General features: G+C 38.4%; 12 protein-coding genes. 8 read left to right on the forward strand and 4 right to left on the reverse strand.

From position 1 onward, the window contains the following. Positions 1-32: 32 nt before the first annotated feature. Positions 33-1,028, reverse strand: a complete 996-nt coding sequence (gene ispB, locus NYR63_RS10980) for an octaprenyl diphosphate synthase (protein WP_279457538.1) — start codon at positions 1,026-1,028, stop codon at positions 33-35. Between the two features lie 257 nt (positions 1,029-1,285). Between ispB and NYR63_RS10985 the strand changes: the two genes are divergently transcribed. From NYR63_RS10985 to NYR63_RS11020, 8 genes are all read left to right on the forward strand, one after another. Further along, positions 1,286-2,131, forward strand: a complete 846-nt coding sequence (locus tag NYR63_RS10985; protein WP_279457539.1) for a patatin-like phospholipase family protein — start codon at positions 1,286-1,288, stop codon at positions 2,129-2,131. A gap of 110 nt (positions 2,132-2,241) precedes the next feature. Then, positions 2,242-3,300, forward strand: a complete 1,059-nt coding sequence (locus tag NYR63_RS10990) for an NAD(P)-dependent alcohol dehydrogenase (RefSeq protein WP_279457540.1) — start codon at positions 2,242-2,244, stop codon at positions 3,298-3,300. Positions 3,301-3,440: 140 nt separating this feature from the next. Continuing rightward, positions 3,441-3,992 carry an NADPH-dependent FMN reductase gene (locus NYR63_RS10995; protein WP_279457541.1) on the forward strand — a complete coding sequence of 184 codons (552 nt, stop codon included), beginning with the start codon at positions 3,441-3,443 and terminating at the stop codon, positions 3,990-3,992. Positions 3,993-4,193: 201 nt separating this feature from the next. Further along, positions 4,194-4,607 carry a DoxX family protein gene (locus NYR63_RS11000; protein WP_005599813.1) on the forward strand — a complete coding sequence of 138 codons (414 nt, stop codon included), beginning with the start codon at positions 4,194-4,196 and terminating at the stop codon, positions 4,605-4,607. A 352-nt stretch (positions 4,608-4,959) separates the two neighbouring features. Beyond that, on the forward strand, positions 4,960-5,271 hold the full coding sequence (gene rplU / locus NYR63_RS11005) for a 50S ribosomal protein L21 (RefSeq protein ID WP_005618624.1): 312 nt from the start codon (positions 4,960-4,962) through the stop codon (positions 5,269-5,271). A gap of 20 nt (positions 5,272-5,291) precedes the next feature. Beyond that, positions 5,292-5,549 carry a 50S ribosomal protein L27 gene (gene rpmA / locus NYR63_RS11010; protein WP_005621788.1) on the forward strand — a complete coding sequence of 86 codons (258 nt, stop codon included), beginning with the start codon at positions 5,292-5,294 and terminating at the stop codon, positions 5,547-5,549. An 80-nt stretch (positions 5,550-5,629) separates the two neighbouring features. Then, positions 5,630-6,571 (forward strand): DMT family transporter, encoded by a 942-nt coding sequence (locus NYR63_RS11015; protein WP_279457543.1) that lies wholly within the window; start codon positions 5,630-5,632, stop codon positions 6,569-6,571. 3 nt (positions 6,572-6,574) lie between these two features. Next, on the forward strand, positions 6,575-7,492 hold the full coding sequence (locus NYR63_RS11020) for a DMT family transporter (RefSeq protein ID WP_279457544.1): 918 nt from the start codon (positions 6,575-6,577) through the stop codon (positions 7,490-7,492). A gap of 84 nt (positions 7,493-7,576) precedes the next feature. Here NYR63_RS11020 and NYR63_RS11025 read toward each other — a convergent pair whose 3' ends face one another. The 3 genes from NYR63_RS11025 to NYR63_RS11035 all read right to left on the reverse strand — a co-directional run bounded on the left by NYR63_RS11025 (position 7,577) and on the right by NYR63_RS11035 (position 13,696). Beyond that, on the reverse strand, positions 7,577-11,101 hold the full coding sequence (locus tag NYR63_RS11025) for an autotransporter outer membrane beta-barrel domain-containing protein (protein WP_279457545.1): 3,525 nt from the start codon (positions 11,099-11,101) through the stop codon (positions 7,577-7,579). Positions 11,102-11,307: 206 nt separating this feature from the next. Further along, entirely contained in the window at positions 11,308-12,771 is a 1,464-nt protein-coding gene (locus NYR63_RS11030; protein ID WP_279457546.1) for a surface lipoprotein assembly modifier, read from the reverse strand. Positions 12,772-12,886: 115 nt separating this feature from the next. After that, positions 12,887-13,696: a Cof-type HAD-IIB family hydrolase gene (locus NYR63_RS11035; RefSeq protein WP_279457547.1), complete on the reverse strand. Its 810-nt coding sequence runs from the start codon at positions 13,694-13,696 to the stop codon at positions 12,887-12,889. Between the last annotated feature and the right edge of the window lie 68 nt (positions 13,697-13,764).

Raw genomic sequence — 13,764 nt, forward strand, 5'->3', positions numbered from 1 at the left:
ATTGTAAAAAATGCTCAAAATTTGACCGCTTATTAATACGAACGATCGACCGATAAATAAGCCAGAGAAATTAATGCTTGTTTGTATTCGCTTTCCGGTAAAACTGTAAGTGCATCAACCGCTTTCTGTGCTTCTTGTTTAGCTCGAGTCATTGCATACTCAAGTGATTGGTATTCCGCCATAATTGCTAATACGGCAGGAATTTGTTCACGTTCTCCACCGTTTTCAATTGCAGCACGAATTAAATCCACTTGTGCTTGATTACCTTTCGCTTGTGCGGCGTGCATTGCGTGTAACAATGGTAAAGTCGGTTTGCCTTCAACGAAATCATCACCGACATTTTTGCCGAAGCTTTCCGCTTTTGCCGAGTAATCTAAAATATCATCAATTAATTGGAAGGCGGTACCGAGGTAACAACCGTAATCTTTCAACGCCGTTTCAAGTGATTTTTCCACACCTGCTACAATTGCAACGCATTGTGTCGCCGCTTCAAATAAACGTGCGGTTTTATTGTAGATAACACGCATATAATTCGCTTCGGTAGTATTCGGGTCATTCACATTCATTAATTGTTGTACTTCGCCTTCAGCAAGAGCATTAGTGGCGGCGGACATCACTTTTAATACTTCAAGCGAATCGACACTGGTCATCATTTGGAATGAACGCGTGTAAATGAAATCACCGACTAATACGCTTGCGGCATTACCGAATGCGGCATTTGCCGTAGCGCGACCGCGACGCATATCAGATTCATCAACCACATCATCGTGTAAGAGGGTGGCGGTATGTACAAATTCGATAAAGGCAGCGCAAGTAATGTGCTTGTTACCGGTATAACCTAATGCGTTAGCGGCAAGTACCGCAATTAACGGGCGAATACGTTTGCCGCCGCCGGCAATAATATAATGACCCAATTGGTTAATTAACACGACTTCCGAGTTAAGCTGTGCGAGAATTTCCGCATCTACCGCTTGCATATCTTTTTTTGCCAGTGTTTGAATTTGTTCAAGTGTTAATAGCGTTGTCATTGCGTTCCCATATTAAATGTGAATATTTGGCGGTAATTCTACCTTAAATCTTATAAGCTTCAAAAAATAATCGTGATAATGAGGGGATTATACGTAATTTTTGTAAAAAAATGGCAAAATTTGACCGCTTATAGCGATAACTTTGCATTTAACGGAAGAGGTATGAGCAGTAGATTCTCTGTCCGGATCATTATTCTCTCCGTTTGGCTAGTGATATGATAAAGCACACAGATGATATTTAGTTGAGTAGCAAATAAATGAAAATAGGATTAGTTTTGGAAGGCGGTGCTATGCGCGGTATGTTTACCGCCGGCGTCTTGGACGTATTTTTAGACGAGAACGTTCATATTGACGGAGCGGTTACCGTCTCGGCGGGGGCGTTATTCGGCATTAATTATCCCGCTAAACAAAGAGGACGAGTATTACGTTACAACCTTAAGTATCTCAATGATAAACGTTATATGGGATTACACAGTTTATTAACGACCGGTAATATCGTGAACCGTGATTTTGCCTTTTATGAATTACCGTTTACGCTTGATCCGTTTGATCAAGAAACTTTTGCACAGTCGCAATTTGATTTTTGGGTAACGCTAACTAATGTTGAAAGCGGAGAAGCGGAATATGTAAAAATTACTGATGCTTTCGTTCAAATGGAAGCGTTGAGAGCGACATCGGCAATGCCGATGGTGTCAAAAATGGTGGAAATCGACGGCAAAAAATATCTCGATGGCGGAATAGCGGACAGTATCCCGTTACAGAAATGTATCGAATTAGGTTATGACAAAATTATTGTGATCTTGACTCGCCCGTTAGATTATCGCAAAAAGCCGAGTTCAACCGCTTTATTTAAATGGTTTTATCGTAAATATCCGAAACTCACCGAATGCTGGCAAAATCGTTATGCCGAATATAATCAGGCGGTTGAGCGGGTAATTAAATTGCAAGAACAACAAAAGATTTTTGTTATTCGTCCGTCACAAACTTTAGCGATTAGTCGTTTGGAAAAAGATCCGAATAAAATTAAAGCAATGTATGAATTAGGCGTACATGATGCAAAACAATTAATATCAGCGTTAAAAGATTTTTTATCCGAGAAATAATCACGTTATTCTGAATTACACAATTGTTAATTTTGATTTTATTAATAATTAACGCTAGTAATTTTTTTATAATTTTATTTATTTTGATTAATAACATAAGGAAAGCAAAAATGACCTTTCAAGTAAAAAGTTTTGCGGCATTAGACCCGAAAACACCTTTAGTAAAACACATTATTGAGCGTCGTGATATTCGCCAAGACGATGTAGAAATTGATATTCTATATTGCGGGGTTTGTCATTCCGATTTACATATGGCGAAAAATGACTGGGGATTCTCGACTTATCCGATTGTTCCGGGGCATGAAATTGTCGGTCGAGTGAGTAAAGTCGGCAAAGACGTAACCAAATTTAAAGTCGGAGATTTGGTCGGTGTCGGCTGTATGGTGGACTCTTGCCAACATTGCGAACCTTGTCGTCACGGTTTAGAACAATATTGTGAAAACGGTCGTATTGACACTTATGGCGCAGTTGATCCGAAAGACGGAATGACTACGTTCGGCGGTTATAGCGAGAAAATCGTGGTTACCGAGAAATTCGTATTAAGCGTACCGGAAACATTGGATACTAAAGCGGTTGCACCGTTACTGTGTGCGGGTATCACAACCTGGTCACCATTACGTCATTGGAATGTGGGTAAAGGAACTGAAGTTGCCGTTGTCGGTTTAGGCGGTTTAGGTCATATGGCATTGAAATTAGCTAATGCGTTAGGGGCGGATGTGACTTTATTCAGTCGTAGTGCCGGTAAAGAAGCGGATGCGTTTCGTCTAGGTGCGCATAAAGTGGTTATCTCTACCGATGAGGCGCAAATGGCTCAGGTTGCCAATACTTTTGATGTGATTATCGACACAGTTCCTTATCAACACGATTTAAAACCGTATATTAATACGCTGACATTAAACGGTACTATCGTACTTGTCGGTTTAGTCGGTGATTTAGAGCCTAGCATTAGTACCGTTCCGCTGATTATGGGACGTCGTTCCGTTGCGGGTTCGTTAATCGGCGGTATTAAAGAAACACAAGAAATGTTAGATTTCTGTGGCGAACACGGCATTACTTCCGATGTGGAAATGATTGATATTCAAAATATTAACCAGGCTTATGAGCGTATGTTGAAATCAGATGTGAAGTATCGTTTTGTGATCGATATGCAATCACTAAAACAGGGTTAATATTTAAATTAACCCCATAATTATTTCTTAAAAGTAAATAGTTAATTTATTATTTACTGTCTAGTCATTGGAATGAATAAGAGTAGAATAACATTCGAAACTTTTATTCATTCTTTTTTATATGTAAGGATATGACTTCTATGACAAAACAAATCTCAGTATTAGTGGGCAGCGGCAGTAAAACATCAATCAGCCAATTAGTCGCTAATCATTTAAAAAATATCGCACCGGCAAGTATTCAGTTAAATTTCGTTAATATTGCGGATCTTCCGTTATATGATCGTGATTTGGATGAAAATAGCCCGGCGGAATATACTCGTTTCCGAGCAGAGATTGCACAAGCGGACGGCTTTTTATTTGTTACGCCGGAACACAACGGCGGAATGTCTGCGATGATGAAAAATGCGATTGATGTCGGTTCACGTCCAATGGGACAAAGTTTATGGCTTGGTAAACCGGCAGGTATCGTATCGGTCGCGGCGGGTATGTCCGGCGGCGTACGTGCGGCGGATCAATTACGTGTAGTCGCTTCCGGCGGTTTTATCAATATGCCGGTTGCGCCTTTCGCAGCGAATGTCGGTGGTGTATTTAACGGCGTATTAAATGAACAAGGCGAAATCGTTTCTGAATCCGTGGTAGGTATGCTACAAGGATTTATTAACAGTTACGCTGATTTTATCGCTAAATTCTAAGCTATATTTAGTCTTTAATAAAATAAGCGGTTATTTTTGTAAGATTTTTTGCAAAAACAACCGCTTTTTTCTTAATAAAATTTATTATTTACTATTATGAAATAGTTTATTTATAAATAACCTGTTTATTTCAAAAAATGATTTTTATAAAATAAAACCCTCAAAACATTCATTAATTCAAACTTTATTAAGGAAAGCAAAATGAACTCAAACTTAGCAAAATTTACTCCGTACGCATTAGCATTGTTACGTATCGTAGCGGCTTATATGTTTTTATTACACGGCACGGCGAAATTCTTTGAATTTCCGGTATCAATGACCGGCGGTAACGGTTCCGTACCGTTAATGTCAATGTACGGTATCGGCGGTATCTTAGAAATCGGCGGCGGTATTTTATTACTTTTAGGCTTATTTACCCGTCCAGTCGCATTTTTACTTTCAGGTATGATGGCATATGCGTATTTCTTTATGCACGCTACGGCTGAAAATATCGCTCTGCCTTTAGTAAATCAAGGTGAGTTGGCACTATTATACTCTGTAGTATTCTTCTTATTAGTCTTTGTCGGTGCAGGTGCTTTCGCATTAGATAATAAACGTGAAAATGCTAACAAATAAGGCTTTTCGTCGATAAAAACGTTAAGCGGTCGGTTTTTGCAAAATTCTTGCAGAATTCGACCGCTTTTTTGTTATAATGAAAACATCTAAAAAGCGAGAGGGTGGAGGCTCGTTAAAACGTAAAACATATCTCTACGATTGCCGACACGGTGTGAAGCTAAAATAACTTCCTGTTTATTTTGGCGTTTCTAGTCGAAAATCGAGAGAAAGAGAAAAGAAGCTAGAAATTTTTTAATTTTTCTGAAAATCGTTCTTGCTCTTTGCATAGTTTTTGCGTAGAATTGACCACCTATTTTATATGAATTTAAGAGTGCCTAAGCAGAAGCGAATGGCACAAATTAGCGGAGTAAATATGTACGCAGTTTTCCAAAGTGGCGGCAAACAACACCGAGTGAGCGAAGGTCAAGTAGTTCGTTTAGAAAAACTTGAAATTGCAACTGGTGAGAAAGTTGAATTTGACTCAGTGTTAATGGTCGTTAACGGTGAAGATGTTAAAATTGGTGCACCAGTAGTTGCTGGAGCAAAAGTAGTGGCTGAAGTTGTAGCACAAGGTCGTGGCGATAAAGTTAAAATCGTTAAGTTCCGTCGTCGTAAACACAGCCGTAAACAACAAGGTCATCGTCAGTGGTTCACAGAAGTGAAAATCACTGGGATTCAAGCATAATTTCAGAGGAGATCAAGTAGATGGCAACTAAAAAAGCTGGTGGTTCAACTCGTAACGGTCGTGATTCTGAAGCTAAACGCCTTGGTGTTAAACGTTTTGGTGGCGAATCTGTATTAGCAGGTAGCATCATCGTTCGTCAGCGCGGTACTAAATTCCACGCTGGTAGCAACGTTGGTATGGGTAAAGACCACACTTTATTCGCAACTGCTGACGGTAAAGTTAAATTTGAAGTGAAAGGCGAGAAAAATCGCAAATACGTAAGCATCGTTGCCGAGTAATTCATTTCAATATAAATTTGAAATAAAACCCCACGAATGTGGGGTTTTTTCTTATCTTTTTTCCAACCTTATAAAAATCCATGAAACAACAACCCTTACTTGGCTTCTTATTTTCTTTGATAGCCATTCTTATGTGGGGAATGCTACCGCTTGCGATTAAACAAGTTCTAAAATCGCTGGATTCTCAAACGATTGTTTGGTTTAGATTTTTAGTTGCAACGCTAGGTGTTTTCGCTATTCTCGCTTTTGCAAAAAAATTACCGAATTTAACCGCTTTCTTTCGCCAATATCGCTGGTTATGGTTGGTTGGCGTTATCGGATTATCTTGCAACTTCTTCCTGTTTAATCTTGCCTTAAATTATATTCCGGCTGCAACCAGCCAAGTTATTAGCCCGCTTTCTTCATTCGTGATGATTGCACTTGGTGTAGTACTGTTTAAAGAAACGATTGGTATTCATCAAAAGATTGGCTTTGTGTTAGTAGTAATTGGTTTAGTCATGTTTTTTAATAACCGTTTTGTTGATTTAATGGCGATGAACAGCTATGCGTACGGCGTATTACTCGGTATTTGTGCCAGTTTGATCTGGATTGGTTATAGCTTGTCGCAAAAAATCATGTTGGCCAATTTTAGCTCACAACAAATTCTATTGATGATTTATTTCGGTTGTACCTTAGTCTTCACCCCTTTTGCTCATATGGGGGAATTAGCTAACTTAGATCTAGCCGCTTGGGGTTGGTTAGGCTTTTGTGGCATTAATACTGTGATTGCTTACGGTTGTTATGCAGAAGCTTTAAATCGCTGGGAAGTGTCTAAAGTGAGTTTAATGATGACCCAAATTCCGATCCTTACCATTATGCTTACCGCATTAAGCCATGCGATTTCACCCGAATTGTTTGAGGCGCCGGATCTTAACGGGTTAAGTTATGTTGGCGCGATTACGGTAGTTTCCGGTGCGATGCTTTCCGCTGTCGGACATAAATTATTTTATCGTAATCAATTACGTAAAAAGATAAATGGATAAATGATGACACGCAGACCTTTACTCGGATTTTCGCTTGCATTGTTGGCAACGGCAACATGGGGATCGTTACCAATGATGGCACAGCAAGTATTAAAATATGTTGATGCACAAACATTAGTATGGAGTCGCTTTGTAGTGGCTGCAATTGTGCTGATATTCGTCTTATTTCTTACTGGTCGTTTACCTAAATTAGCGAAACTGAGTTTAAAAGATTGGGGATGGGTATGTTTGGGCGTTATCGGTTTATCCACTAATTTTGTGTTATTTGCGGATGCACTTAATTATATTTCGCCGACTACCGACCAAGTTTTATGGCAACTAGCACCTTTTACAATGATTTTATGTGGAATTTTGTTTTTTAAAGAGCAGTTAAAATTTTTCCAAAAAGTCGGTTTTGTACTGTTAGTTATCGGCTTGATTGCATTCTTTAATGATCATTTTGATGAAATCTTACAATTTGATAGCTATGCTTTAGGGATTTTGCTCGGCTCGGGTGCAAGTACAATTTGGGTTGTATATGGTATCGCACAGAAATTATTACTCAGAAAGCTAAGCTCACAACAAGTCTTAATGATTATTTATATCGGTTGTGGTTTCCTACTTGCACCACTTTCAACACCGAATCAATTAGCACAACTAAGCGGTTTTCCGTTAATTTGTTTTATTTATTGTTGTTGTAATACGTTAATTGGTTATGGAGCTTATGGTGAGGCATTAAATCATTGGGATACTTCTAAAGTGAGTGTCGTGACTACGATGATCCCGGTTTTTACCATGATTTTTGCTTTTATCGGGCATTATTTCTTCCCAAATACATTTGATAATCCGGATATGAATCTGATTAGTTATATCGGTGCGTTTGTTGTGGTTATCGGTGCGATGTTAGCTGCGGTTGGGGATAAATTATTGGTAAAAAAGTAGAAAAATAAACCGCTTGTAGATATAAAAAACGGATATTCAGTAAGATGGATATCCGTTTTTGTTTTGAGTTAGACAGGGATGAGATTAGAAATCGTAGCTTAAATGTAATCTTGCTAGATTTTGTTTCGCCATTTGTGAGCCGTTAGTAATTCCTGCCGATGCTTTAAGTGTAAAGTTTTTATAACTAAACTCTAAGCCGGCAAGGTAATGATATTGGTTACTTGCATTAAAATTAAAGTTATAACCGTTTACTTTTACATCTCCATTACCTTCATTCCACCAATGTTCCGCAGAAACGAAAGGTTTCAAGCTGTAGTGTTCTGACAAGTTAAAGCGATAGCCTGCATCTACTCCTGCAAGATAGCTAACAAATCCTACCGCTTTTTCTTGTACATGGCTACTTTCAAGTTGATAATTCGCTGATCCTAATCGGCTATAACGAATACCTACTTTTGGTGTAATTTCCACTTGTTTCCATTCAAACTCTTTACCGAAAGTTAAGCCTGTATGCCATACGTTACGACGGAAACTGACTTCTTCCTCAGCTGCTTTAACTTCATTTTTAATACGACCGAAGCCAACATCAATTACAGCAAAGTTTCCTGTCTGAGTTTGATATTTGATAAATACGGAACTCATTAAGAATTTATTTTTGCTTGTAACTTGATCTGCTAAATCATTATCATTGCGAATATCATTTAGTATCAAACCTACTTGTGTACGTTCATTAATCAAGCTGCTAATCCCTAATTGAGTACGTAAGCTATCACTCTCATAGCCTTTATGGAAGTTTGCATAATGCTTGCTATTTGCTACCGTATTTTTTGACCAAACGCGATAGTTATTACCGTTTTCAGGGAATTTTTCGATTATTGCTTGGGTAATATCGGCTCCGACTGTTATTACAGAATGGGCTTGAGCTGAAAGATTTGATGTTGCAATATTTGCAATACGTTTAGCTTCTAAGCGATTTAATAACTCTTGAGCTTTATATAAAGGATCTTCCTCAGCTTTATTAACTATTGATTGTTCGGCTTCTTGGTGTTTGCGCTCTTCTTCCGCTTTAGAGGCTTCGGCTTCTTGGTGTTTACGTTCTTCTTCCGCTTTAGCGGCTTGTTCAGCTTCTTGACGTTTACGCTCTTCTTCCGCTTTAGCGGTTTGCTCAGCTTCTTGACTTTTACGCTCTTCTTCCGCTTTAGCGGCTTGTTCAGCTTCTTGACGTTTACGCTCTTCTTCCGCTTTAGCGGTTTGCTCAGCTTCTTGACTTTTACGCTCTTCTTCCGCTTTAGAGGCTTCGGCTTCTTGGTGTTTACGTTCTTCTTCCGCTTTAGCGGCTTGTTCAGCTTCTTGACGTTTACGCTCTTCTTCCGCTTTAGCGGTTTGCTCAGCTTCTTGACGTTTACGCTCTTCTTCCGCTTTAGCGGCTTGTTCAGCTTCTTGACGTTTACGCTCTTCTTCCGCTTTAGCTGCCGCTTGTTCGGCTTCTTGACGTTTACGTTCTTCTTCCGCTTTAGCTGCCGCTTGTTCGGCTTCTTGACGTTTACGTTCTTCTTCCGCTTTAGCAACTTGTTCAGCTTCTTGACGTTTACGCTCTTCCTCCGCTTTAGCCGCCGCTTGTTCGGCTTCTTGACGTTTACGTTCTTCTTCCGCTTTAGCTGCCGCTTGTTCGGCTTCTTGACGTTTACGTTCTTCTTCCGCTTTAGCTGCCGCTTGTTCGGCTTCTTGACGTTTACGTTCTTCCTCCGCTTTAGCAGCTTGTTCAGCTTCTTGACGTTTACGTTCTTCTTCCGCTTTAGCCGCCGCTTGTTCGGCTTCTTGACGTTTACGTTCTTCTTCCGCTTTAGCTGCCGCTTGTTCGGCTTCTTGACGTTTACGTTCTTCTTCCGCTTTAGCTGCCGCTTGTTCGGCTTCTTGACGTTTACGTTCTTCCTCCGCTTTAGCAGCTTGTTCAGCTTCTTGACGTTTACGTTCTTCTTCCGCTTTAGCCGCCGCTTGTTCGGCTTCTTGACGTTTACGTTCTTCTTCCGCTTTAGCCGCCGCTTGTTCAGCTTCTTGACGTCTACGTTCTTCTTCCGCTTTAGCTGCCGCTTGTTCAGCTTCTTGACGTTTACGCTCTTCTTCCGCTTTAGTATTATCAATAGTAATTGATGTTAGTGATACTGGCGATTCTTTATTTGTGAAAGGATCTTTTACTTTTGCTTCAACTTCTATAGTTTCAGTTGAAGTTATAATTTCATCAATATTAATAAAACCATTATCAATATCATCCCACGTTAAAGCTTTTGTGATTTTGTGAACTTCTTTACCATTAATTTTAATAATAAGTTCAATCTCATCTTCTTCTATTAATTCATCTTGAGTGAAATTATCGAATGAGATCTTAGCAATAAGTTTTCCATTTTGGTATTCATCATTCGTTAATTTACCATCTTGATTTAAATCGTTAATGAAAGAAACAGATGGTTTAGATACGAGCCGTACAGGAGCAATATATTGGAATGATTGATCTTTAAATGTTAGTTTTATCCCTACCCCTTGGGTACTTACTGTAATATTTTCATATTGTTTATTACCAACAGTAACATACTCTATATTTTCCTCGAGTGGGTTATTGGGTTTAACAGCTACTGTAATATCTAGATTTCCAGTAATACCATTTTGTAATGATACTTGATTGTCACTAGAAAAACTTAATGCATTATTACCCAAGGCAGCAATATTATTAATTGTAATTTTATCTTTAGCTTGGGTAGAATTAATTTTTGCTCCATTTTTTAGTATTAAATTTTCTATATTATTGATATTTCCTGTCGAGATATTAGCTCCTTGCGCAATAGTAACATTGTGGATATTTGTAATATTTGCTTCATTTGCTTTTGTTAAGGTTAAATGGCTATTAGTTGATGTTCCTCCTTGAAATGTATTAACGTGGTTACTTTGGCTATTTACTGTAATAACTCCTGTTACCTTATTATTTTCTTTACCAAATGTGACGGTATTTACATGAGAATCTTCATTAATATTAATTGTGGAAGGGGTACTTTTTTCTGTATTGTTAGTATTACCACCAATAATTTCTTTTAACGTCGTAAACCCAGTTAAATTTAGAATAGCGTTATTTGCATCACCGGAAGTATCTGTACCATTACCCATTACAACAGTTGCTAGACGAGTATTATCCCTACCAATAACTGTTTTAACATCATGGAGTGTTAAGCTATTTCCATTAAGATAAATATATTGTGTACCGTGTTGTGTAAGGTAACTAGCATCAGCTAATAAACTCAAATTCATATTTTTGAGTGTTGTTGTGTTTTTGATAGATAGACCAGCACCACGAATAGTTAGATCATGACCATTACCATCAATAGTTACATTACCTATTTCCCATGGAGCTTCTTTTCCATTTAGAATCCTCGGTTTTAGAGTGATGTTGCCATTAAGAGTGATTTCTTGTCCTGTAATAGAGTTAGCTAATGCATTTTCTAATTCAGTTTCTGTTGATACAGTTGTTATAGATTGAGCCACAGCTACAGTTGAAGTGACTGTAGAAATTGTAGGTATTCCAAATAAAATAGCCAATGCAAGGCTATTCTTAGTAAATTTCATATAAATTTTTCCTTAGGTATTTATCTTAGACAAAATACTTATATTCTATAATATATAATTTTTACCTTGAATTTTTATTCTTTTTATTTACCCATATTTACTTTTTGAAGGTGTTGTTTTATTGTAAGAATGTAAGGAGCTTGTAAAAAATAAACCGCTTGTATCCCCTACAAGCGGTCTGTTTTTAAGCGTAATTTGTAAAAAGGTTAGAAGCGTTTACTAAATTCAATAAAGACTCGATGTTTATCATAGCTGTAAAATACATGGCTACTTTTTACTTTATTGAAGCTATAGGTTAAGCGAGGCGTGATTCCCCAATAGTGAACGGCTCTATGCCAAATACTGGTGTTGATACCATATTCTTTATTGCGCTGTGTAACGCCGAAAATAGGGATTGGGGCTTTATAGTTCTTTTGCGCATAGCTAAGCGATATGCGGGTGGAAAGTCCGAATCCCCATTCTTGTCCCCAGCCTAAACTGATACCTCGACGTACATAGCTATCGTCTTTATCGCGTGTCGCAGTACGATTGTAATTTACATTACCGAACCAATATTGTTTGGCATTGGCAAGATAAGTTAAACCGGTTGAAACAAAGTGATAATTACCGTTTAAATGTTTACGATCCATGTAGCGGACTTCGGCATATTCGTAGTTGGTATTCCATTGCCATTGGGGGGAAAGCCAATAGCTGGTTTCAAGGGTTGCGCCGCCGGCTTTGGAAAAGCGTTTAACCGATTCATTATTTTTCGAACCGCCGGCATATAAGGTTTGTTCCATAAACGGTAAAAGAGTAACGTCATAACGGGCGTTTTGATAGCCTAAACCTAAACTGCCTCGCCCGCTAACTTCGTTATATTTTTTATTGTTCCAATAATATTTACCATTTGCATCCAAACGTAATTCATTATAGAAACCGTTACCCCAAGACCATTTCTTGCCGATATTAAAATTAAAGCCGAACCCCTGTGCCGATTCAGACTTAGGTGCCGTCCAGTTACCGTAGGTAGTCCCTTCTTTCGGCGCATTATTGATATTCGGATCATTAAGATAAGTCATTCCGCCGGAAAACGTCCATCTATCTCGCTGAGCGATAGCAGCAATATATTTATCGACAAGTAATTTAATTTCATCGGGAACATTATCGGAACGGACTTTTTCAAATTGGTCTTCCGCCGCTTCCAATTCGTTATTTTCAAAAAGCGAAACGGCGAGTTGTAAACGTGCAGCGGTTGCTTCCGAGTACATCGCAAGTATTTCACGATAATGATGAATAGCGTCACTATAATTGCCGTAATGACGGGCGATGATCGCTTTTGACCATTTGATAAAACCGGGATCTTGATATTGTATCGGTATTTGTCGGTAAAGCGGGAATAGAAAGGCGACGGTTTCGGCATTGCCCTGCAATAACGCAAGGTTAAGTGCGTTTGACAGTAAATCCGGTCGTTGAATCAATTCCTCTTTTGTCATTGAGATTTGTTTACTCGTTTTGGTCGGCTTAGCAACTTGAGATTGATGAATCGGTTTCTCAATAGCACGTGGTGTCGTCACTTCGGCTTGTACACGTTGGTCGTCCAAGCGGTCGGAAATTTTCTGAGGAAGATCTTCAGCAATGACCGGTAATGTAACTAAGCCTGTGAATGTAGTGATAAATAATTTAAATTTCATTTTTGTATCTTAATAGTAAATTATGTAAATAAAAATGAAAGCATTATATATGAGAATGATTCTTATAAAAACAAAAATATGAAAAAAAGCTATCTTAAAGATAGCCGAATAAAAATTAAATGATTTCAAGTTGTTCGAGAGCATGCAGAATACCGTCTTGTTCGATATTTTTTGTTACATAATGCGCACGTGCTTTTAGTGCTTCTTCCGCATTGCCCATTGCTACACTAAAGCCTACGGTATAAAACATTTCTAAATCATTGAAACCGTCACCGAATGCCATCGTATTTTCAATACTTAAGCCGAAGTATTTGATCACGTCTTCTATACCGCGCGCTTTCGAATTTTCTTTTCTAAGAATATCAACGCCCATAGGATGCCAGCGGCATACTTTTAAGTCATCCGCAAAAATACCGCTTTCTGCAATTTCTTGATCCCGTGATTCGGGATAGAAAGCCAATAGTTGCACGGTGGTATCGGTTAAATAATATTTGGGATCAACAATATAATCGGCCTTAATCGGGCTAAGTGCTTCATTTACGATAGCATTATCTTCTGAAACGGCAATTTGATCTTTACTGACAAAAGCATAAACAATGCCGAGAGCGGTGAGTTTTTCAATACATCTTTCAAGTTGTAAAGCGGTTAAGGCATATTGGCTGATAAGCTGATCTTTATAAAAATTATATTGACCGTTAATAGTGACGAATAATTCAAAATAGCGATTGTCAATTAACGGTTTTAATGCTTTCGGTAAACTACCGAAATTTCGTCCGGTGGCAATTGCAGTAATAATGCCTTTTTCTTTTAAACGTGGTAATACTTCCTTGGTAATTGATTCGGGAATATGAGCTTTCGCTTTGATATAAAGGGTTTCATCAATATCAAAAAATACTATCTTGATGGGTTGTTTGGGTTTATTCATTTCTTATCTCCTTATTTTCAACAGAATTGTACTTTTTTCCGATCCGTATCGCAAAAATTCTCCGATTT

The organism is Actinobacillus genomosp. 1, from assembly GCF_029774175.1.
Classification (GTDB): Bacteria; Pseudomonadota; Gammaproteobacteria; order Enterobacterales; family Pasteurellaceae; genus Actinobacillus.